Genomic DNA, 21,870 nt, shown 5'->3' on the forward strand with positions numbered 1-21,870 from the left:
ATCCGGTCAAGCTGAATCTGACGTTGAGTGCGGCGGCGCAGTCGTTGTCGGGGCTGGGGGAGAAGCTGGGCCAGTCGATCACCAACGCCAATACGCTTCTTGATGATGTGAATCCGCAGATGCCCCAGGCGCGCAAGGATATTCAGCAGTTGGCGGCGCTGGGTGATACGTATGCGAACGCGTCGCCGGATCTGTTCGATTTCTTGAACAATGCGGTGATCACCTCGCGCACGATCAATGCCCAGCAGAAGGATCTGGATCAGGCGTTGTTGTCGGCGGCCGGGTTCGGCAACACGGGTGCGGATCTGTTCAACAAGGGCGGGCCCTATCTGGCGCGCGGTGCCGAGGATTTGGTGCCGACGGCGCAACTGCTGGACACCTACAGCCCGGAGCTGTTCTGCACCGTGCGCAACTACCACGACATCGAGCCCAAAGCCTCATCGTTCCTGGGCGGCAACGGCTACTCGCTGGTCGCCCACACCCAGGCGTTGTCCGGCCTGGGACTGGTCGCGAACCCGCTGTCGCTGGTAGCCGTCGCCGCGCTGACGATGGGGCTTGGCGGCGCGGCCGGCCTGATCGGTGGTGCGCCCAACCCCTACGTCTACCCGGAGAACCTGCCTCGGGTGAACGCGCGCGGCGGCCCAGGCGGTGCGCCGGGTTGCTGGCAACCCCTCACCCATGACCTGTGGCCCGCTCCGGAGCTGGTGATGGACTCCGGCAACAGCCTCGCGCCGTACAACCACCTGGACACCGGATCGCCGTACGCGATCGAGTACGTCTGGGGCCGCCAGGTAGGGGATAACACGATCAACCCATGAAAATCACCGGAACCCTCGTCAAGCTCAGCATCTTCTCGGTGGTGCTGCTGGTCTTCACTGTGATGATCATCGTGGTGTTCGGTCAGATGCGCTTCGACCGCACCAACAAATACTCGGCGGAATTCATCAACGTCAGCGGCCTGCGCGCGGGCCAGTTCGTCCGCGCCTCGGGCGTTGAGGTCGGGAAGGTCGACACGGTAAAGCTGGTCGACGGTGGCAAGCGGGCGCTGGTGAAATTCAATGTCGATCGCTCGATCCCGCTGTACCAGTCGACGAGCGCCCAGATCCGCTACCTCGACCTGATCGGTAATCGCTACCTGGAGCTCAAGCGGGGTCAAGGCGAAGGGGCCGACAAGGTTTTGCCGCCAAACGGGTTCATCCCGCTGTCACGCACCCAGCCGGCGCTCGACCTCGACGCCCTGATCGGTGGGTTCAAGCCGCTGTTCCGGGCGCTCGACCCGCAAAAGGTCAACACCATCGCGAGCTCGCTGGTCACGGTGTTCCAGGGCCAGGGCGGCACCATCAACGACATCCTCGACCAGACCGCGCAGCTGACCAACCAGCTCGGCGAGCGTGACCAGGCCATCGGTGAGGTCATCAAGAACCTGAACACGGTGCTGGACACGACAGTTCGGCACCGGCAGCAGTTCGACCAGACCATCAACAACCTGGAGGTGTTGATCACGGGTCTCAAGGACCACGGTGACCAACTCGCCGGGGGGACCGCGCACATCAGTAACGCCGCGGGCACGGTTGCCGACCTGTTGGCCGAGGACCGCGGTCTGCTGCACAACACGCTCAACTACCTGGACGCGGTCCAGCAGCCGCTGATCGACCAGCAGGACCAACTGCAGGACTACCTCAAGAAGGTGCCGACGGCGTTGAACATGATCGGGCGCGCAATCGGGTCCTACGGGGACTTCGTGAACTTCTACGCCTGCGACATCACCCTGAAGATCAACGGTCTGCAGGCCGGTGGTCCGGTCCGCACGGTCCGGCTGTTCCAGCAGCCGACGGGTAGGTGCACGCCGCAATGAGAACACTGGAACCACCCAACCGGGTCCGCATCGGTCTGATGGGCATCGTCGTGACGCTGCTGGTGATCGGCGTGGGCCAAAGCTTCACCAGCGTCCCGATGTTGATGGCCAAACCGCACTACTACGGGCAGTTCAGCGACACCGGCGGCCTCAGCAAGGGCGACAAGGTCCGCATCGCCGGCGTGGACGTCGGCAAGGTGGAGGCCCTCAAGATCGACGGCGATCACATCGCGGTCCAGTTCAACGCCGGCACCGAACGCTTCGGCACCGAGAGCCGGATCGCGGTCAAGACCGACACCATCCTCGGTAAGAAGATTCTCGAACTCGAGCCGCGCGGCAACCAGACGCTGAAGCCCGGGGGGACGCTGCCGATCGGTCAGAGCACCACGCCCTACCAGATCTACGACGCGTTCTTCGACGTCACCAAGGCCGCCCAGGGTTGGGACATCGACACCGTCAAGCAGTCGCTGCACGTGCTGTCTCAGACCATCGACCAGACGTATCCGCACCTGAGCCCCGCGCTCGAAGGGGTGGAGAAGTTCTCCGCCACCATCGGCAAGCGCGACGAAGAGGTCAAGCACCTGCTCGCCCAAGCCAACAAGGTGGCCAGCATCCTCGGCGACCGCAGCGATCAGATCGACCGGTTGCTGGTCAACGCCAAGACGCTGCTGGCCGCGTTCAACGAGCGCGGCCAGGCGATCGATGCCCTGCTCGGCAACGTCGCGGCGTTCTCCGAACAGGTCAAGGGGCTGATCAACGACAACCCGAACCTGAACCACGTGCTGGAACAGCTCCGCACGGTCAGCGACATCCTGGTGCAGCGCAAAGACGACCTGGCCAACGGTTTCACCGAGGTCGGCAAGTTCTTGCCCTCGCTGAACGAGGCCATCGCGTCCGGACCGTTCTTCAAGGTGGTCCTGCACAACCTGGCCCTGTACCAGATTTCGCAGCCGTGGGTCGACGCCGCCTTCAAGAAGCGCGGCATCGATCCGGAGAACTTCTGGCGCAGCGCGGCGTTGCCGGAATTCCGGTGGCCCGACCCCAACGGCACCCGGTTCCCCAACGGCGCGCCGCCGCCGGCGCCGCCGGTGCTGGAGGGCACGCCGGATCACCCGGGTCCGGCGGTCCCGCCGGGTTCGCCGTGCTCGTACAGTCCGGCCAATCCCGGCGGCAACGTCACCATCGGGGACGAGGGTTTGCCGCGGCCGTGGAACCCATTGCCGTGTGCGGGTGCGATGACAGGGCCGTTCGGTGGGCCGGGCTTCCCGGCGCCGGTGGACGTGATGACCTCACCGCCGAACCCCGCGGGCCTGCCGCCGACGCCGGGCATCCCGATCGCGGGCCGGCCGGGCGATCCGCCACCCGACGTTCCGGGTACGCCGGTGCCGTTGCCGGCGCAGGCACCCCCGGGTGCGCGCACCGAGAACCTCGCACCCGCGGGACCGACGCCGCCGCCGTCGACGTTCGCGCCGGGATTCCCGCCGGGACCGGCGGCGCCGCCCGGGCCGGGCAACCAGCTCCCGGCACCGTTCATCAACCCCGGGGGATCCGGAGGCAGTGGCGCAGCGGGGGGAGGTAGCCAGAATTGAGCACCATCTTTGATATCCGCAACGTGCGGCTGCCGAAGCTGACTCGGGCATCGGTGATCATCGCATCGGTGGTGGTCATCCTGGCCATCGTCGTCGGCTACGTCGGTTGGCGGCTGTACCAGAAGGTGACCACCAACACGGTGGTGGCCTATTTCCCGGCGGCGAACGCGCTGTACCCGGGCGACAAGGTCCAGATCATGGGGCTGCGGGTGGGCGCGATCGACAAGATCGAGCCGGCCGGCAACAAGATGAAGGTGACGTTCCACTACGAGAACCAGTACCGCGTTCCCGCCAATGCCTCGGCGGTGATTCTCAACCCCACCCTGGTGGCGTCGCGGGCCATCCAGCTGGAGCCCGCCTACAAGGGCGGTCCGGTGCTGGCCGACAACGCGGTGATCCCCGAGGAGCGCACCCAGGTGCCGGTGGAGTGGGATCAGCTGCGCAACAGCATCACCAACATCATCTCCAAGCTGGGCCCGACGCCCGAGCAGCCGAAGGGCCCGTTCGGTGAGGTCATCGAGTCGTTCGCCGATGGGCTGGCCGGCAAGGGCAAGCAGTTCAACAACACGCTGAGCAACCTGTCGCAGGCGCTGACGGCGTTGAACGAGGGTCGCGGAGACTTCTTCGCGGTGGTGCGCAGCCTGGCGCTGTTCGTCAACGCGCTGCACAACGACGACCAGCAGTTCGTCGCGCTCAACCAGAACCTGGCCGACTTCACCACGCACCTCGCGCATTCCGACACCGACCTGGCGAACGCCATCCAGCAGTTCGACAGCCTGCTCACCACCGTGCGGCCCTGGCTGGACCAGAACCGCGGGGTGCTGGTCCAAGACATCAACAACCTGGAAACCGCGACGAACGCGCTGCTGCAACCCGATCCACTGAATGGGCTGGAGACCGCGCTGCACGTCCTGCCGACGGCCGCGTCGAATATCAACCAGATCTATCACCCGTCGCACGGTTCGGTGGTCGCCATCCCGTCGATCACCAACTTCGCGAACCCGATGCAGTTCATCTGTAGTGCGATCCAGGCCGGCAGCCGGCTGGGTTACCAAGAGTCCGCCGAGCTGTGCGCGCAGTACCTCGCGCCGATTCTCGACGCGATCAAGTTCAACTACCCGCCGTTCGGTTTGAACCTGTTCAGCACGGCCGAGACGCTGCCCAAGGAAGTCGCCTATTCGGAGGATCGGCTGCATCCGCCGAACGGATACAAGGACACCACCGTCCCGGGCATCTGGGTGCCGGACACCCCGACGTCACACCGCAACACCCAACCGGGCTGGATCGTCGCCCCGGGCATGCAGGGTCAGCAGGTCGGGCCGATCACCGCGGGTCTGATGACTCCGGACTCGCTGAACGAGCTGATGGGCGGACCGAACATCGCGCCGGTCCAGTCGACGTTGCAGACGCCGCCGGGGCCGCCGAACGCGTACGACGAAAATCCGATAGCGCCCGTCATCGGCCAGAATCCGCCGCAGGTTCCCATCCCGCCGCCACCGCCGGGGCCGGGCGTGATCCCGGGCCCCGTCGCCCCGACACCCGCGCCGGTGTCCGCGCCCGCACCGAACGCGGGCGGGCCCGCGTCACCCGCTGACTTTGGAGGTGGCCAGTGAGCCGCGCGATGGACGCGTTACGCGCCAGGGGCAAGCCGGACCGCCGGCCTGTGAGAGGTGCGGTTCGCGTGCTCCGCCATCGGAGCTGGCAAGGGCTGATCCTGCTGGTCGCCGCGATGGTGCTGAGCTCGTGTGGCTGGAAAGGTATCTCGCAGGTCCCGATCCCGGGCGGCCCCGGCAGTGGCTCCGGAGCCATGACCGTTTACGTACAGGTGCCCGACACCCTGGCGATCAACGGCAACAGCAAGGTGATGGTCGCAGACGTCTTCGTGGGCTCCATCAAGGCAATCCAGTTGAAGAACTGGATCGCCACCCTGACGCTGGGTCTGGACAAGAAGGTCAAGCTGCCCAAGAACGCGACCGCCAGGATCGGCCAGACCTCACTGCTGGGTTCGCAGCACGTCGAGCTCGCCGCGCCGCCAAACCCGTCGCCCGAACTGCTCAAGAACGGCGACACCATTCCGCTGAAGAACTCGACCTCGTATCCCACCACCGAGCAGACGCTGGCCAGTTTGTCGCTCATCCTGCGCGGCGGCGGCATCCCCAACCTGGAGGTGCTGCAGAACGAGATCTACAACGTCTTCAACGGACGCGGCGAGGCGATCCGGGCCCTGCTCGGCAAGCTGGACACCTTCACCAGCCAGCTCAACCAGCAGCGCGACGACATCACGCACGCGATCGACTCGACCAACCGGCTGCTGACCTACGTGGGTGGCCGGGCCGACGTCCTGGATCGGGTGCTCACCGACATCCCGCCGCTGATCAAGCATTTCGCCGACACGAAGAACCTGCTGATCAACGCCGTCGATTCGGTGGGACGGCTCAGCCAGGCCGCCGACCAATACCTTTCGGAGGCGCGCGGGCCGCTGCACACCGACTTGCAGGCGCTGCAGTGCCCGCTGAAGGAGCTCGGTAAGGCCTCGCCGTACCTGATCGGCGCGCTGAAGTTGATCCTCACCCAGCCGTTCGACATCGACACGGTCCCGAAGATCTTCCGCGGCGACTACATCAACATCTCGCTGACGCTCGACCTGACGTACAGCGCCGTCGACAACGCGTTCCTCACGGGAACCGGATTGTCGGGAGCCCTGCGGGCACTCGAGCAGTCGTTCGGACGCGATCCGGAGACGATGATCCCCGACGTGCGCTACACGCCGAACCCGAATGACGCGCCGGGCGGACCGCTGGTGGAAAGGGGGGACAGGAATTGCTGACTCCCTTCATCCGACGCCAGCTGATCGCCTTCGGGATCCTGACCATCATCTCGCTGCTCGTCCTCGGGATCTACTACCTGCAGATCCCGAGCCTGGTCGGCATCGGCCGGTACACGCTGAAAGCCGACCTGCCCGCATCCGGCGGGTTGTATCCCACGGCCAACGTCACCTATCGCGGCATCACCATCGGGAAGGTCACCGACGTCGAACCGACCGAGCACGGCGCCCTGGCGACGATGAGCATCGACAGCCACTACAAGATCCCGATCGATGCGACGGCCAACGTGCACTCGGTCTCCGCCGTCGGTGAGCAGTATCTGGACCTGACCTCGCCCGGTAACCCCGGCAAGTACCTGTCCGAGGGCCAGACGATCACGAAGGGCACCGTGCCGGCCGAGATCGGGCCGGCCCTGGATACGGCGAACCGTGGGCTCTCCGTGCTGCCGAAGGAGAAGATCGGCCAGCTGCTCGACGAGACGGCGCAATCCGTCGGCGGGCTGGGCCCCAACCTGCAGCGGTTGGTCGATGCCACGCAGGCAATCGTCGGCGACTTCAAGAACCAGATGACCGACGTCAACAACATCATCCAGAACTCCGGCCCGGTGCTGGACAGCCAGGTCAAATCGGGTGATGCCATTGAGCGCTGGGCACGCAACCTGAACCGGTTGGGCGCCCAGTCCGCGCAGGAAGATCAACATCTGAAAAGCCTGCTGCGCCAGGCGGCGCCGACGGCCGATCAGGTCAACTCGGTCTTCAACGACGTGCGGGATTCGCTGCCGCAGACGCTGGCCAACCTCGAGGTGGTGTTCGACCTGCTCAAGCGCTACCACACCGGCGTCGAGCAGGTCCTGGTGTTCCTCCCGCAGGGCGCATCGATCGCCCAGACGGTGGCCGCGCCGTTCCCCAACATGGCCGCGCTCGACCTGGCGCTGTCGATCAACCAGCCGCCGCCCTGCCTGACCGGCTTCATCCCCGCCCCAGAGTGGCGGTCCCCGGCCGATACCAGCATCCAGCCGTTGCCCACGGGCACGTACTGCAAGATCCCGATGGAGACCCCGGCCAACAGCGTGCGCGGGTCGCGCAACATCCCCTGTACGGACATTCCGGGCAAGCGAGCCGCGACTCCGCGGGAATGCCGTGACCCCAAGCCGTATGTGCCCGCGGGTACCAACCCCTGGTATGGCGACCCCAACCAGATTCTGACCTGCCCCGCACCGGCCGCGCGCTGTGATCAATCGGTCCGGCCAGGGATGGTGATCCCCGCGCCGTCGATCAACAACGGGTTGAACCCGGCACCCTCGGACCGGGTCGCGGGCACACCGCCGCCGACCAGCGATCCGTTGTCCCGGCCGGGGTCGGGTACCGTGCAGTGCAATGGCCAGCAGCCCAACCCCTGTGTCTACAAACCCAGCGGGCCTCCCTCGGCGATCTACAGTCCCCAAAGCGGTGAACTGGTAGGGCCAGACGGAGTGAAATACTCCGTCGAGAACTCGACCAGAACAGGAGACGATGGATGGAAGGAGATGCTGGCACCAGCCGGCTGAACCCCATCGACGCGGACGATTCGTTGACCACGCAGGACAAGGACGAGGATTCGACGGCACCCGAGACCGGATCCGGGCACACCGATCCGCAGGACGCCTCCGGGAATCCCGTGGAATCCACCGACGGTGATGCCGACGTCGACGCCGACCGGTCTGAAACCGACGGCCCTGCCGGGGATGACGCGGAATCCGGCGAGCCCGCCGTGGCCGCACCCCGCGGTCCATCCCGGGTGGGCCGCGGGTGGCTGGCCGCCATCGCCGCGGTGTTGGTGCTGTGCGCCGGCGCCGTCGGGGCGGGCGGCTACCTGGCGCTGCACTACCACCACCAGACCCAGCGGACCACCCGCAACGACGACGCGGCGCTGAAGGCCGCGGTGGAGTGCGTGTCGGCGACCCAGGCGCCGGACACCAACGCGATGACCGCGAGTGAGCAGAAGATCATCGACTGCGGCACGGACGCCTTCCGATCGCAGGCGTTGCTGTACACCAGCATGCTCGTGCAGGCGTATCAGGCCGCCAACGTCCACGTTCAGGTGTCGGACGTGCGGGCAGCCGTCGAACGCAACAACCCCGACGGTTCGATCGATATCCTTGTCGCACTGCGCGTCAAGGTGGCCAGCGACCAGAACCAGAGCGAAGCCGGCTACCGGTTGCGCGTGAAAATGGCGTTCGCCGAAGGGCAGTACAAGATCTCCAAGCTCGACCAGGTGACGAAGTGACGGTGGTGGTCGAACAGACTGCGCCCACGGCAAACCAGGAGTCATCGCCAGACACCCTGGCTCCCTGGCGTTCTCGCGTCAGCGCGTTCGCCGTCGACGTGCTGCCCGGCATAGCGGTGGTGACGACCCTGGTGTTGGTGTCGTTCACCGTGCCGACTGGCGGGGTGTGGTGGTGGCTGGCCATCTCCGTCCTCGGCATAGCGATCCTGCTGGTTCTCCTCAACCGGCTCTTGCTGCCGGTGATCACCGGCTGGAGCCTGGGCCGCGGGTTGGTGGGTATCGCGGTGACGCGACGCACCGGCGCCGCTGCGGGACCGTGGACGCTGCTGCTCCGCGACGTCGCCCACCTGCTCGATACCGCATCGATCGTGGGATGGCTTTGGCCCCTGTGGGATTCACGCCGCCGTACATTCGCCGACATCTTGGCGCGCACCGAAGTGCGCCGCCTGGAACCGGGCACGGTGCCGCCGCAGATCCGGCGCTGGAGCGCGGCCGCCGTGTCGAGCGCGCTGATGCTTTGCCTGGCCGGGGCCGCGGTGAGCTTCTTTGTGGTGTACTCCGCGGACCGGGCGACCGACCAGACCCGCGCCCAGCTCGCGACGCAGGGGCCCAAGATGGTCGCCCAGATGCTGACGTATGACCCCAAGACGCTGCACGACGACTTCGCCCGGGCACTGTCGCTGGCGACCGACAAATATCGGCCCCAGCTGGCGGCCCAGCAGGATTTGGTCCAGAAGGGCCACCCGGTCATCAACGAGTACTGGGTTACCAACAGCTCGATCGAATCGGCGAGCCCGGATCGGGCGACCATGCTGCTTTTCATGCAGGGCCGGCGCGGCACCGGGCCCGAACAGCGCTACATCAGCGCCACGGTGCGGGTGAACTTCGCCAAGGCCGGCGGTGACAGCTGGCGCGTGGACGATCTCAACGTGCTGACCAAGCCGAAACAGCCCGGGAGCGGCAAATGAGCCCCCGCCGCCGGTTTGCTCCCGGCGAGCGACCCCTGCTCGTCGCGCGCCCGGTCGAAGCAGGGGCGCCCCGGCCTTGGCTGATGCCGTTGGCGAGCACGGTCGCCGCGGTACTGATGGTGGCGGCGATCACCGCTTGCGTGCTGATGCTCGCCTCGCATGCATCCCGGGCGCGGACCGCGTCGAAGGACCGCGAGGTGCTGAACTACGTGAGCGGCTTCATGACGCAGTTCACCTCCATCGATCCGTTCCACGCCAACGACTACGTGAACCGGATCTTGGCGCAGGCAACCGGCGACTTCGCCAAGCAATACCAGAAGAACGCCAACGAGATCCTCCTCCAGGTCGCCCGGGCCGAACCGGCCACCGGCACCGTCCTGGACGCCGGCCTGGAGCGATGGAACGACGACGGCAGCGTCAATGTCATGGTGGCAACGGCGATCACCACCAAGTCGCCGGATGAAAAACAGGTAATGCAGAACGCCAATCGTTGGGCGGCAACCGCGACGCAGGAAGGGAACCAGTGGAAGATCAGCAGCCTGCAGCAGGTGATGTGACCGCCGAGGAGAGCGCAGCCGCCCCCGAGGACGCGGCCACCGAGGCGGCGGAGGGCAACGGGCCGGCGTCAAGCGACGAAAAGTCAGACGCGGCAACGGAATCCGAAGACACGGCAGCCGGGCCTGACGGCGGCGACGCCACGGACGAGCCCTCCGGCGGCGCCGCGGAGCAGGCGGCCGACTCGGCGCCGGCCGACGGCGCGCGGAAGAAGCGGCGAGCCGGCAGGGCCTGGGCCATCGTCGCCATGATTGCCGCCCTGCTATTCGTCGGATCCGCCGCGTTCGCCGGCGCCATGGTGCAGCCATATCTGGCCGACCGAGCCGTCGCCACAACGAAATTGAACGTCGCGCGGACCGCGGCCAACGCGATCACCACGCTGTGGACGTACACGCCGGAAAACATGGACACGCTCGCCGACCGCGCATCCCGCTACCTCAGCGGCGATTTCGAAGCGCAGTACCGCAAGTTCGTCGACGCGATCGTGGCGCCCAACAAGCAGGCCAAGATCACCAACAGCACCGAGGTCACCGGCGCGGCCGTCGAAACGCTCGACGACCCCAACGCTGCCGTCATCGTCTACACCAATACGACCTCCACCAGCCCGCTGACCAAGAACGTCCCGTCGCTGAAGTACCTGTCCTACCGGCTGTTCTTGAAGCGGTCCAGCAACCGTTGGCTGGTGACCAGGATGACCACGATCACGTCACTGGATCTGACGCCGAAAGTTTGACGGTGGCGGCCGGCGGAGCCGAAATATACTGCACCGCATGGCTGTCACGTCTCCGGTATCCGAACGATGGACCGTAGCAGCGTTGCTGCTGTTGACCTTCGCCACCGGATTGGCGGACTCGATCAGTATCCTGGCGCTGGGCCACGTGTTCGTCGCCAACATGACCGGCAACGTGATCTTCCTCGGATTCTGGCTGGCCCCGAGCAGCACCATCGACCTGACCGCGGTGGTGGTGGCGCTGCCGACCTTCGTCTGCACGACGATCGTCAGCGGCCGACTGGCGCGCTATTTCGGCAGCCGCACGCGAACGTGGATCACGACGATACTGGCAATCGAGATCGTGCTGCTGGTGACGCTGGCGATCCTGGCGGGCGCGGGAGTGCTGCGCTATCAAGGGAATTCCAAGTTGATCATGATCGGCATCCTGGCGGTGACGTTCGGCTTACAACACTCGAGCGCGCGCCAGTTCGGCATTCAGGAGTTGTCTACCACGGTGCTGACGTCGACGATCGTCAGCCTCGGACTGGACAGCCGCCTGGCCGGCGGCACCGGCGAACGCCACAGGCTGCGCATCGGCGTCGTCGCCACCATGTGCGCAGGCGCCTTCTTCGGCGCGACGATTTCGAGATACGTGATCGCCCCGGTGTTCGTGGTCACCGCGGCGGTGATAGCGACGAGCCTGCTGATCTTTTGGTTGGGGCCGGCCGCGACGAAAAGCGCCGCGGCCGTCGCTAATTGAACGCCAGCCAGCTGGGTAGCGCGCGCTCGTGTGAATCGCAGAGCACCTGCCTGGTGTCGCACGATCCGCGCGGTGATCCCGCCCCGGCCCACATGCCGCCGGTGTCGCGACGCAGCACGATCGCCGACGAGCCACCACCGTCGAGCAGCACGGCGTTATCGCTGCCGAGTCCGCGGAACAGATCCTGCATGTTGTCCGGGGTGTAGTTGCCACCCTCGAAGATGTACATCTCGTCCTTCTGCCTGGAGTATGCGATAGCCGTTCGTGCCGCGCTGGGCCCGCCGTCGTGCAGCTGGCCGGTGTTGCCGGGCGCCAACAGCCCGATGCCCGAGACCGCGACGAATCGCTCGTTCTTGTTCAGCAGGTCGGCGACCACCGGAGTGGCGGCGTCATAGTCGCTTTTTGTTCTGGGCCACACCACATATGGCGCACCGCCGGACGGCAGGATCATGGTTGACAGTGCGCTCCAGCTTTCGCCGCCGCCCGAAAGGCCCTGCTTGCCCGGGTAGGCGACGGTGCCGGTGACCGCCTGGTTGGCGCGTCCCTGGCCCTGGGTGTTGTCGACGAAGGCGCCCAACGGTGAACTGCAGCCGGTCTGGCGCCACGATCCGCCCTTTTGTCCGCGGACGTCGAAGAAGTTGGCGTTGATCGCGATGGTCGGCTGGCCCATGCGCTGCCAGGCCTGCAGCGGCGCGTAGAGCTCCGAGGCCTGCCAGAGGCCCTCACCGGTGCGGGCGCCGGGGTTGTTCTCACACCGGGCCTGATCGCCCTGGTGCGTGTCGACCAGCAGATGTGGCGACAGGCGTCCCGCGGCGTTCTTGATGATCATCAGGTGGCCGCCGTTGTTCATCTCGTACCAGCTGCCGCCGGCGTTGAGCATCGGCGCGGGATGGCCGGGGCCGAAGTTGTAGACCAGGTACGAACCACGCGTGCTGCCGATGGCATTCGCGAGCAGGTCACGGCCGTCGGCGGCCCGGGCCATGGGCTGTCCCGAGGTGATGGCCAAGGTGAAGCAGGCGACGACGGAGGCGCAGCACCCCGCGAGCCGGCGGAAGCTGGCGCGTCGGGTCAGCACGGTAGCCCTTTCCGCCTGAAGCTGGATGCAACATGAACATCATCTGCCTCAGAAGTCACACTGTCAACAAAGGTAACGGTGCGATGACGGTGCGGCTACACGCGAATTACGCTTGCTCGCTTGAACTTTCGGGCGAGGTGGCGGCGGGTTCGCCAACGCCGGATTCGGCCGGCTCGGTTGTGGCCGACGGCTCGGTTGTGGCCGGCGCGGCCGCATTCGCGTGCTTACCGCGGCGGGCCTGGTGCTGCGCCTGGTGCTCCTGGGCGATCGCGAGCTCGACCGCGCCCGGAATGCGGTGAAAGCCCTTGCGGTCGTAGAGATGTGTGACGATACCGCCGAGCAGCAGCCCGATGACGAGGCCGATCGTCGTCATGGTCAGCGCCTGGGTCAGGCCCGCATCGCCATGGCCGCCGAAGTAGAGCAGCGAGCGGGCCCCGAGGAAGACCTGGTGCATCGGTTCGAATTCGGCCAGCCAGCGGAAGAAGGACGGTGTCGCCTCCAGGGGTACCGTGGCGCCGGCCGACGGCAAACCCAGGATCACGAAGATGAGCATGCTGACCAGCATTCCGGCCGTGCCCAGAACCGAGAGCAGGGAACTGGACGTGATGCCAACCGCGGCGATCGCGAAGACTCCGAACGCCCAGAGTTGCCAACTGTGGTCGATGGGCATGCCGAGCCCGTCGGCTATCGCCAAATACACCGCCGAGGTGAGCAGCCCGAGCAGCACCATCATGGCCCACTTCAGCAACAGGGTCTGGAACCTGGAAATTCTGACCTGCTCGGCGAACCGGTACACCGGGCCGAATTCGGCAGGCACATAACCGAGCAGCGCGTCCACCAGCGTGCTGACCACGATGCTGCCGGTGAATCCGGCCAGCAGCAGCAGGAGCGCGTAGTAGAAGGCGGACAGGCCGTTGCCGGTGCCGTTCGGCAGCGGGTTGTACACGTTCGACTGGATGTCGATGGGGGCGCTCAGGCCCACCTGGGCCGCACCGGCCAGTGGTGCGCCGCCGGTCTGCGCGGCCACCTCCGCCATAACCCGTTGCCCGGCTATGCCGTTGGCCATCCCCATCGCGGTGTTGAGGGTCTGACCGGCGATGCTCGCGCCGAGCGTGCCGGCCCTCGGATTGGTGGACACCGTGATCGACGGCCGGTCCGCCCGGGCGGGTAGCACCGCGCTGGTCGCGAAGTCCCGCAACTTCGACGAGAAGCTGGGTGGAATCAGCACCTGGCCGTAGACCCGGCCGGTGTCCATTTGGTGCTTGGCCTCGGCGCGGGAGAGCACGCGAACGTCGAACCTGTTCTTGTCCAACCCATTGACCAGGCGGTCGACGATCTGTGCGCCGCCGGGCCCCGCGTCCTCGTTGACCACCGCGATGGGGAAATGACGCAGGTTGGTCGTCGGGTTCAAGATGCCACCGAGGTAGAGCGCGCAGAGCGCCGACATCAACGCCACGGTGATCACCAGGGGCGCCGCCCAGAACCGCACGGTGCGGATCGCCTTGATGTTCCGGTTGGGGTTGGGCGCCGCGTGCTGCGGGTGCGATTGAGGCATGCCGACTCCTGTCTGTCGAGCCCACTCTATGGGCTGGGGAGCCGGCCCTCTATGGCCTCAGTCACCGAGCTTTGCGTGCATCTCCCAGATCAGCAGTTCCGACGGCCCGCTCGCCGACACGCGCCGGCCGTCGGCGTCGGTGAATCGCACGGCGTCGCCCTCGGTCACCGCGCCGATTCCCTCCACGTTGACCCGGCCCCTGGCCGCGAAAAGGTGCAGGTAGGGAGCCCGCGGAAGGTCCACCGCCGCACCGGCCGCCAACCGCGTCACGTGTAGCGCGGCGTTGCGGTTGTGCAGGGTGATCGCGGCGTCGTGCGCGGGCATGCCTGAGGCGATCGTCACAAGATCGCCCGCCAACAGCTTCTCGTCGATTTCATGCTGTTGGTAGCTCGGTTCGACGCCGGTCTCATCGGGGGCCACCCACATCTGCACGAAATGAACCGGCTCAGTGGGGGAGTCGTTTCGCTCCGAGTGCAGGATTCCGTGGCCGGCCGACATCCGTTGCGCCAGGCCGGGATAGATCACACCTCGATTGCCCGCGGAGTCGCGATGCGACAGTTCGCCGTTCAGCACCCAGGTCACGATCTCCATGTCGCGGTGCGAATGGGTATCGAATCCCGTTCCCGGCGAGACGATGTCGTCGTTGTTCACCAGTAGCAGCCCGAAGTGGGTGTTTTCCGGGTCATAGTGGCCGCCGAAGGAGAATGAGTGCCGGGATGTCAGCCACGGCGTGCTGGTCACGGCCCGGCTTTCCGCACCCCTTATCTCGATGGTCGCGGACATGGCGCCAGCCTAATCGCTTGCCGCGTCAGGCCACCGCCGCGGTGAGCAGCCCTTGGGCGTGCCGCAGCGCCTTATCGAGTTCCGGCAAGGTCAACCCGGCGGCGTGGCCCAGGTGGATCTCGATCTGGTACTCCGGCTGCCCGTCATGGGCGAATATCGGCAGCACGACGAATTCCGTTGTGGCCAACTCGGTCTCGAGCACGTCGGTGACCGAACGCAAGGTGACCATCGTCATCAGCGTGGTGAGCTGGCGGGTGACCTGCGCTGTCGGCTCCAGCGAGGCGAGCACATCGGCAAGCCGAGTGTGCAGCGACCGGTGCGTGTCGTCGAACCGCCACGCGCCGTAGCCGCGGGCGCGGATATCGGCGAGTACCCGTCGGTGCTCGACGATTTCGGTGCGGGTGAGCCTGGGCATCACGCGATGCAGCCACGCCTCGACGAAGTCGTCGTCGCGCCAGGCCATGGCGACCAGACCGAACGGCGGGTCGATGGGGAAGCGCTGCCCCACGGCATGCTCGCCGTCGGTGCCGTGGCCGACCGCGTCGACGGTGGTCAGATGCCTGGCGCCGATCCTCGACATCGAGCAGCCCGCCCCCAGCGTGCGGTGCAGGAAGCGCAGCGCGTCACGCCCGCGGTCGAGCAACGGAAACTGCTCGCGCAGCCCATGCACCAGTCCGAACAATCCGCTGCCCAGCACGTAGCGGCGATCGCCGCGGCGGGCCACCCAGGCACGCCGTTCCAGTTCGGCCAGTACCAAGGCGCAGGTCGAGGTGCTGATCGCGCAGCTCTTCGCCAGCTCGGCCGAGGTCAGGCCCTGTGACGAATCCGCCAGCGCGGCAAGGATGTTCATTACCCGGGCGGTGGGCGGCGATTTGGTGCCCGTGTCGCTGCGGAATTCGGCCATTGACGTTCCCACCGCCACCTCCTTACGATCCGTCCAAAATGCCAAGCTATACGTCCTAATATTAGGAGAATGTGGTGTTCAAGGTGGGAGTTTGGGGGCCGGGTTCGATGGGCGTGGTCGCCCTGCGTGGGGTGATCGACCATCCGGAGCTGCAACTGGTCGATGTCGTCGTGCACAGCGATGCGAAAGCCGGGCGCGATGCGGGGGAGCTGTGTGGCATCGCGCCGGTCGGCGTGGTGGCCACCCAGGATCCGGCGGCCATGCTGGCCGGTGACGCCGACGTGGTGGTGTACGCGGCCGGCGCGAACCTGCGACCGCTGGAGGCCGTCGAGGACATGGTGTCGATACTGCGGGCCGGGAAGAACGTGGTGTCCTGCTCGGTGGTGCCGCTGGTATTTCCCGACGCCGTCGACGCCGCGTTCACCGATCCCCTGCGCCAGGCCGCGATCGACGGGGGTGCGTCGTTCTTCACCACGGGCATCGACTCCGGGTTCGCCAACGACGTGCTGCCGCTGCTTCTTACCGGCGTCTCCCGGGTGATCGAGTCGGTGCGGGTGACCGAGATGTTCAATTACGCGACCTATCCGGACCCCTCCGCCGTCTACGAGATCCTCGGATTCGGCCAGCAGCCGGACTATCCGGCGTTCGCGGCCCAGCCGGGGATCTTCACCTTCGGCTGGGGGCCGGTGCTACACCAGCTCGCCGCCGGGCTGGGCGTCAAGATCGACAACATCGAGGAGAGCAACGAGCGCATCCCTGCCTCCGAGTCTTTCGACACCCCCACGGGTCACATCGCCGCCGGAACAATCGCCGCGATGCGTTCGACGCTGACCGGTTACGTGGACGGGAAGCCGACTTTCGTGCTCGACCACGTGACGCGCATGCGTGATGACATCGCCCCGGATTGGCCGCAGCCGCGGATCTCCATTGCGCCGAAGGACCTGGGCTACGGGCCGGCGTCCGGACAGGGACTGTATCGGGTGGAGATCGAGGGCTCGCCGAGCATGCGCTGCGAATTCGAGATGGCCGAGGGCGCGGACCACGACCTGGGGGCGCGCATCGCCGGCTCGTCGCGAATGGTCAACGCCATCCCCGCGGTGTGTGCGGCCCCGCCCGGGCTACTGTCCGCGCTGGATCTGCCGTTGATCACCGGAACGGGCCTGGTGCGTCCGGTGCCCGGCCCGCCGCCGGACAGCCGCCTGTTCTAGCCCGGCGACGGCGAGCGCCGGAACGCCAGGAGCCGGGCAACCGGACCTAAACCCGGCGACGGCGAGCGCCGAAACCGCGCGAGTGAGGAGCCCGACGGACGGACCTAGGCCCGTCCGTCGGGATACGTCGCGGCGGCGAGCTCCAAGATCTCGGCGCGATCGGCCGGCAGGATGAACCCGGAGGCGATCGCCGCGTCGAGGGCCGCAGTGAAGCGTTCCAGGTACTGCGTGCCGCCGCCCGGATAGAGCCGCTGAATCATGTTGGCGTCGAACAGCTCTCCGGAGCCGAAGATGGCCGACATGATGCTCTCGTCGCCGCCCAGGCCCGACGTCCTGGCGATCGGCACGTCCACCCATGGGGTTCTGATGCCCCCACGGGCGAGTCCGTTGCCGTCCGGAACCGGCCGCGGCCCGGCGCTTTCGCGGACATCGAGCGGATCCGCACTCGGCGCCGGTTCGCCGGTGGCAACCCAGGTGTTCAGCGCCGCGAGCGCCGACTGCACCACATAGTGGTGCTGCGGGCCGAAGTTGATGTTGTGCGCCAACTGCTGGCCCATCAACATGCTGGTGGGCGTGTAGCCGGCCACGATAGCGTCGAGCGGTGCCGAGCCGCTGTCGATGAACGCCACCTGGATCGTGTAGTTGTCGGCGTGCGCGGCACCGGCGATCTCCCAGACCCGCAGCCGCTCGTTGTCCGGCTGCCTGGCGAAGTAGTAGCCCTCGCGCGGACCGCCGAAGACGTCGGTCTCGGTGATGACCGTCAGCAGCGGGACCCGCAGTTCAGGGCGGAACGTAACCGCCTGCGTCGCAGAGGAATCTTCGAAGATCGAGCTGCCATCCAGTGGGGCGGCCGGGCCGAAGCGGGAGTGCACCAGAAAGCCGTCGTAGATGCGGGCCAGCGGATCCACGGCATTGACGTAGGTCGTGAGGAACATTGCGGACTGCGATTCGCCCAGCGCGATGACACGTTGTGCGGGCAAGCCACGCAGAATCCGCTCGTGTTCGCCGCTCTTGATGAGCCCGCCGACCTGGGAGAAGATGTCGTAGGAAAATGCGTCACCCGGGTGGTGCAGGACCGCATACCGGTGCGGGTCTTGGCTTTTCAGCGACATATCCGTACCGAGCAGGCTTTCGCCGCCCTCGACTCCCACCCGTTGCGCCGAGACCGCGACGTAGGCATAACCGCTGCGCAGGATCTCGCGGTGGCTCATCATCCACACCGCGGCGGCGTCGATGCCACCGCTTACGTTGAGCCATTCAACGAGCGCCGTCCCGTTGAACCGGGCGGGGTCGGCCGGTGTCAACACCACGATGCGGGTGGTGAAATCGGCCGATCCCGAGGGAGTTACGTCCCAGCGGCCATCGGGTCCCAGCTCGCCTACCGGGGTGTAGCGGCAGGCCGTGCCGGCGACCAGGAACTCCTCGACGCAGTAGCCCACGTCGGCCAGGTCGAAGGCGCTCAGTAACAGCGCCGGCTTGCCAGGGGCGGGAGTCACCCGGGTGCTGTTCGTCATGACCGCGTCCTTCTCACCGCTGGTCCGCGGGCAGCGAACCGGGCAGGCCGAATTTCGTGAATAACGTGTCGTCGAGGAAGGCCACCACATGGGTTACCTTGCCATCCCGTACATCGAGCACATGCAACTGAAATGGAACATGCGCCTCGCCTGCGCGCATGTACATGGCCGCGGCAGGCTGGCCGTTGGCGATCAGCGGGAGCATGCGCATGTCCCCGCTGCCCTCCGCCGGGCACTGCTGATGAATAAGGGTGACGATGGCCTGCGCGCCCTGATACCAGCCGGTGTACGGCGGCATCTCCCAGATCGCCTCCGCGGTGAACAGGTCGACCAGGCGGTCGATGTCATAGGTTTCGAATGCGGCGATGTAGCGTGCCAGCAGATCCTGGGCCTCGGCCGAATCCGGCTGCACCAGTTCGTCTTCGGCGCTGGGCCCGACGGCTTCGAGCTGAGACCGGGCGCGCTGCAGCAGGCTGTTGACGGCGGTAGTGGTGGTCCCGACCGCGTCGGCCACCTCGGCGGAGCGCCACTGCAGCACGTCGCGCAGGAGCAGTACCGCCCGTTGGCGTGGCGGAAGATGTTGCAGCGCAGCAACAAACGCCAACCGCACGGACTCGCGTGACCCGACCACGACCGAAGGGTCGGCCGGATGCTCGGTCAGGTCCGGCAGCGGTTCCAGCCATGACACTTCGCGTCGCTCCACCAGCTCGGCGGTCGGGTCCGAGCTGGGACCGCCCAGACCCACCGGCAGCGGCCTGCGCTGGCGTCCCTCCAACGCGGTCAGGCAGGTGTTGGTGGCGATGCGATGCAACCATGTCCGCATCGAGGACTTACCTTCGAAACGGTCATAGGCCTTCCAGGCCCGTATCAGGGTCTCTTGCACCAGGTCCTCGGCATCGTGCACGGACCCGGTCATTCGATAGCAATGGGCCAGCAGTTCGCGGCGAAAGGGTTCGGCGCGCGCCGAGAAATCCTCGCCGGTTACCGGGTCACCTTCAGAGTTCTGCGCGAGAAGGCTCATCCGCAAGAGCCTACGCAGTGTCGGGGCTCCCGGCCCACAACAGCAGCCATTACGCTGCCCTTGATGACTAGGACCCGCGAGTGAACCGCACCGAACGCAGTTTCGACGGGTTCGGCGGCGTGCGCATCGTCTACGACGTCTGGATGCCGGACACGGCCCCGCGAGCCGTCCTGGTGCTCTCACACGGTCTCGGCGAGTACGCCCGTCGCTACGACCACGTGGCAAAGCGCTTCGGCGAGGCCGGCCTGGTCACCTACGCGCTGGACCATCGCGGACACGGCCGCTCCGGCGGTAAGCGGGTGCTGGTGCGCGACATCCATGAGTACACCTCCGACTTCGACACCCTGGTCGGCATCGCCACCCGGGAACACCACGGCCTCAAGTGCATCGTGCTGGGGCACAGCATGGGCGGCGGAATCGTCTTCGCCTACGGGGTCGAACGCCCGGACAACTACGACCTGATGGTGCTGTCGGGGCCCGCGGTCGCGGCCCAGGACCAGGTCTCGCCGCTGCTGGCGGTGGCCGCCAAGGTGCTCGGGGCCGTCGTGCCCGGGCTGCCGGCGCAGGAACTCGACGTCGATGCGATCTCCCGGGACCCCGCGGTGGTGGCCGCCTACAAAGAAGACCCGCTGGTGTATCACGGCAAGGTACCCGCCGGCATCGGCCGCGCGCTGCTCCAGGTCGGCGAGACCATGCCGCAGCGGGCACCGGCGCTGACGGCGCCGCTGTTGGTGGTGCACGGCGAACAGGACCGGCTGATCTCCGTCGCGGGCAGCCGTCGCCTCGTCGAGTGCGTCGGGTCCACCGACGTCGAGTTGAAGGTCTACCCGGGGCTTTACCACGAGGTTTTCAACGAGCCCGAGCGCCGGCAGGTGCTCGATGACGTGGTCTCCTGGATCACCGCCCGGCTGTGAGGCGGGACGTGTCGGCCGGCTCCCGTACTTTGGCGACAGAGCCAAGCGAAGGGGAGGAGAGGCGCCGTGACTGACGACAAGATGCTGGCGCGCATCGCCGCGCTGCTGCGTCAGGCAGAGGGCACCGACAACACCCACGAAGCCGACGCGTTCATGTCCGCCGCGCAGCGGCTCGCGACGGCCGCGTCCATCGACCTCGCAGTGGCGCGCTCCCATTCGGCCCAGCGATCGGCGGCGCAGACGCCGACGCAACGCACCATCACCATCGGAGCCGCCGGCACCAAGGGGTTACGCACCTATGTGCAGCTGTTCGTGCTGATCGCCGCGGCCAACGATGTGCGCTGCGACGTGGCCTCGAATTCGACGTTCGTGTATGCCTACGGGTTCGTCGAGGACATCGACGCCAGCCACGCCCTGTACGCCAGCCTGGTCGTCCAGATGGTCCGCGCGTCGGATGCCTACCTCGCCTCGGGTGCGCATCGTCCCACGCCGACGATCACCGCCCGGCTCAATTTCCAGCTGGCGTTCGGGGCACGCGTCGGCCAGCGGCTGACCGAGGCCCGCGACCAGGCCCGGCGGGAGGCCACCAGAGACCGCAGCCGGTCGTCGGGTACCGCTATAGCGTTGCGGGACAAGGAGGTCGAGCTGGTGGACTACTACCGGGGTGCGTCGAAGGCGCGCGGCACCTGGCAGGCCGCCCGGGCGTCGGCCGGGTATTCCTCGGCGGCGCGGCGTGCCGGGGACCGGGCCGGCAAGCGAGCGCGGCTCGGCAACAGTCCCGAACTCCCCGGGGCGCGGAGTGCGCTGAGCGGGTGACGGCGGGGAACGCGCCTCGGCGGGATTCTCAACGGTCCAGGGTCTATGCGGCTGAGGAGTTCGTCCGCACCCTGTTCGACCGTGCCGCCCAGCACGGTTCACCGGTGGTGGATTTCTTCGGCACGCAGTTGACGCTGCCGCCGGAGGGCCGATTCGGTTCGGTGGCCTCCGCGCAACGCTATGTGGACGACGTGCTGGCCCTCCCCGCGGTGCGTCAACGGTGGCCGGCCGTCGCGCCGCTGCGGGTGCGTCAACGGCGCGCCGCCACCGCCGCGCACTACGAAAACCGCGACGGCACAGGCATTATCGCGGTTCCCGATCGCGACACGGCCGACTGGGCGCTGCGCGAGCTGGTGATGCTGCACGAAGTGGCGCATCATTTGTGCCAGGCCGAGCCGCCGCACGGCCCGGCGTTCGTTGCGACGATCTGCGAGTTGACGGAGCTGGTGATGGGGCCGGAACTGGGGCACGTGCTGCGCGTGGTCTACGCCAAGGAGGGCGTGCGGTGAGCCTCGCCGATCCCGACGCGCGGGCCCGCGAGGTAGAAGCCC

Annotated in this window: 20 protein-coding genes and 1 pseudogene; 15 read left to right on the forward strand and 6 right to left on the reverse strand. The window is 66.9% G+C overall.

The window, feature by feature from the left end; all coding sequences use genetic code 11:
* From AC5Y4H_RS19490 to AC5Y4H_RS19540, 11 genes are all read left to right on the forward strand, one after another.
* Nucleotides 1-818 (forward strand): MCE family protein (locus AC5Y4H_RS19490; RefSeq protein ID WP_499984144.1); only part of this gene is annotated, 818 nt, incomplete at its 5' end.
* A complete protein-coding gene (locus AC5Y4H_RS19495; RefSeq protein ID WP_499984146.1) occupies nt 815-1,855 on the forward strand; it encodes a virulence factor Mce family protein in 1,041 nt (346 codons plus the stop codon). The genes AC5Y4H_RS19490 and AC5Y4H_RS19495, both read left to right, overlap by 4 nt.
* A complete protein-coding gene (locus AC5Y4H_RS19500) occupies nt 1,852-3,444 on the forward strand; it encodes a virulence factor Mce family protein (RefSeq protein ID WP_499984147.1) in 1,593 nt (530 codons plus the stop codon). Before AC5Y4H_RS19495 ends, AC5Y4H_RS19500 begins: the two co-directional genes overlap by 4 nt.
* A complete protein-coding gene (locus AC5Y4H_RS19505; RefSeq protein WP_499984149.1) occupies nt 3,441-5,057 on the forward strand; it encodes a virulence factor Mce family protein in 1,617 nt (538 codons plus the stop codon). The genes AC5Y4H_RS19500 and AC5Y4H_RS19505 overlap by 4 nt, the downstream gene beginning before the upstream one ends.
* Before the next feature lie 8 nt (nt 5,058-5,065).
* Complete coding sequence (locus AC5Y4H_RS19510; RefSeq protein ID WP_499984274.1) at nt 5,066-6,271, forward strand: virulence factor Mce family protein; 1,206 nt, start codon at nt 5,066-5,068, stop codon at nt 6,269-6,271.
* Nucleotides 6,265-7,815, forward strand: coding sequence for a virulence factor Mce family protein (locus tag AC5Y4H_RS19515; RefSeq protein ID WP_499984151.1), 1,551 nt, complete (start codon nt 6,265-6,267; stop codon nt 7,813-7,815). The genes AC5Y4H_RS19510 and AC5Y4H_RS19515 overlap by 7 nt, the downstream gene beginning before the upstream one ends.
* Entirely contained in the window at nt 7,785-8,534 is a 750-nt protein-coding gene (locus tag AC5Y4H_RS19520; RefSeq protein ID WP_499984152.1) for an Rv1363c family protein, read from the forward strand. Before AC5Y4H_RS19515 ends, AC5Y4H_RS19520 begins: the two co-directional genes overlap by 31 nt.
* On the forward strand, nt 8,531-9,502 hold the full coding sequence (locus tag AC5Y4H_RS19525; RefSeq protein ID WP_499984154.1) for an RDD family protein: 972 nt from the start codon (nt 8,531-8,533) through the stop codon (nt 9,500-9,502). The genes AC5Y4H_RS19520 and AC5Y4H_RS19525 overlap by 4 nt, the downstream gene beginning before the upstream one ends.
* Nucleotides 9,499-10,059, forward strand: a complete 561-nt coding sequence (locus tag AC5Y4H_RS19530) for an Rv1363c family protein (RefSeq protein WP_499984155.1) — start codon at nt 9,499-9,501, stop codon at nt 10,057-10,059. The genes AC5Y4H_RS19525 and AC5Y4H_RS19530 overlap by 4 nt, the downstream gene beginning before the upstream one ends.
* Nucleotides 10,026-10,790 (forward strand): mammalian cell entry protein, encoded by a 765-nt coding sequence (locus tag AC5Y4H_RS19535; protein ID WP_499984157.1) that lies wholly within the window; start codon nt 10,026-10,028, stop codon nt 10,788-10,790. Before AC5Y4H_RS19530 ends, AC5Y4H_RS19535 begins: the two co-directional genes overlap by 34 nt.
* Before the next feature lie 37 nt (nt 10,791-10,827).
* Complete coding sequence (locus AC5Y4H_RS19540; RefSeq protein WP_499984159.1) at nt 10,828-11,529, forward strand: YoaK family protein; 702 nt, start codon at nt 10,828-10,830, stop codon at nt 11,527-11,529.
* On the opposite strand, the gene AC5Y4H_RS19545 is transcribed toward AC5Y4H_RS19540, so the two are convergent.
* The 4 genes from AC5Y4H_RS19545 to AC5Y4H_RS19560 form a co-directional block, all read right to left on the reverse strand.
* A complete protein-coding gene (locus AC5Y4H_RS19545; protein WP_499984275.1) occupies nt 11,522-12,631 on the reverse strand; it encodes a phosphodiester glycosidase family protein in 1,110 nt (369 codons plus the stop codon). The two genes, AC5Y4H_RS19540 and AC5Y4H_RS19545, sit on opposite strands and share 8 nt — an antisense overlap.
* A gap of 79 nt (nt 12,632-12,710) precedes the next feature.
* A complete protein-coding gene (locus tag AC5Y4H_RS19550) occupies nt 12,711-14,159 on the reverse strand; it encodes a YhgE/Pip domain-containing protein (protein ID WP_499984160.1) in 1,449 nt (482 codons plus the stop codon).
* A 57-nt stretch (nt 14,160-14,216) separates the two neighbouring features.
* Entirely contained in the window at nt 14,217-14,942 is a 726-nt protein-coding gene (locus tag AC5Y4H_RS19555) for a pirin family protein (protein ID WP_499984162.1), read from the reverse strand.
* 25 nt (nt 14,943-14,967) lie between these two features.
* Nucleotides 14,968-15,792, reverse strand: a complete 825-nt coding sequence (locus AC5Y4H_RS19560) for an IclR family transcriptional regulator (protein WP_499984277.1) — start codon at nt 15,790-15,792, stop codon at nt 14,968-14,970.
* Between the two features lie 128 nt (nt 15,793-15,920).
* On the opposite strand from AC5Y4H_RS19560, the gene AC5Y4H_RS19565 reads away from it, so the two are divergent.
* Nucleotides 15,921-17,054, forward strand: a complete 1,134-nt coding sequence (locus tag AC5Y4H_RS19565; protein WP_499984163.1) for an NAD(P)H-dependent amine dehydrogenase family protein — start codon at nt 15,921-15,923, stop codon at nt 17,052-17,054.
* Between the two features lie 104 nt (nt 17,055-17,158).
* On the opposite strand, the gene AC5Y4H_RS19570 is transcribed toward AC5Y4H_RS19565, so the two are convergent.
* Both AC5Y4H_RS19570 and AC5Y4H_RS19575 read right to left on the reverse strand, forming a co-directional pair.
* A complete protein-coding gene (locus AC5Y4H_RS19570; RefSeq protein ID WP_499984164.1) occupies nt 17,159-18,568 on the reverse strand; it encodes an alpha/beta hydrolase domain-containing protein in 1,410 nt (469 codons plus the stop codon).
* Nucleotides 18,569-18,581: 13 nt separating this feature from the next.
* A pseudogene (locus AC5Y4H_RS19575) lies at nt 18,582-19,716 on the reverse strand (sigma-70 family RNA polymerase sigma factor).
* On the opposite strand from AC5Y4H_RS19575, the gene AC5Y4H_RS19580 reads away from it, so the two are divergent.
* The 3 genes from AC5Y4H_RS19580 to AC5Y4H_RS19590 all read left to right on the forward strand — a co-directional run bounded on the left by AC5Y4H_RS19580 (nt 19,709) and on the right by AC5Y4H_RS19590 (nt 21,828).
* Nucleotides 19,709-20,503 carry an alpha/beta hydrolase gene (locus AC5Y4H_RS19580; protein WP_499984279.1) on the forward strand — a complete coding sequence of 265 codons (795 nt, stop codon included), beginning with the start codon at nt 19,709-19,711 and terminating at the stop codon, nt 20,501-20,503. The pseudogene AC5Y4H_RS19575 and the gene AC5Y4H_RS19580 overlap by 8 nt on opposite strands.
* Before the next feature lie 66 nt (nt 20,504-20,569).
* Nucleotides 20,570-21,319: a DUF2786 domain-containing protein gene (locus tag AC5Y4H_RS19585; protein WP_499984166.1), complete on the forward strand. Its 750-nt coding sequence runs from the start codon at nt 20,570-20,572 to the stop codon at nt 21,317-21,319.
* The gene (locus tag AC5Y4H_RS19590) at nt 21,316-21,828 is read left to right on the forward strand and encodes a TIGR04338 family metallohydrolase (protein ID WP_499984168.1); all 513 of its coding nucleotides are present in this window, start codon (nt 21,316-21,318) and stop codon (nt 21,826-21,828) included. The genes AC5Y4H_RS19585 and AC5Y4H_RS19590 overlap by 4 nt, the downstream gene beginning before the upstream one ends.
* The last annotated feature ends 42 nt before the right edge of the window (nt 21,829-21,870 follow it).

It is taken from the genome of Mycobacterium sp. NGS58, assembly GCF_059812385.1.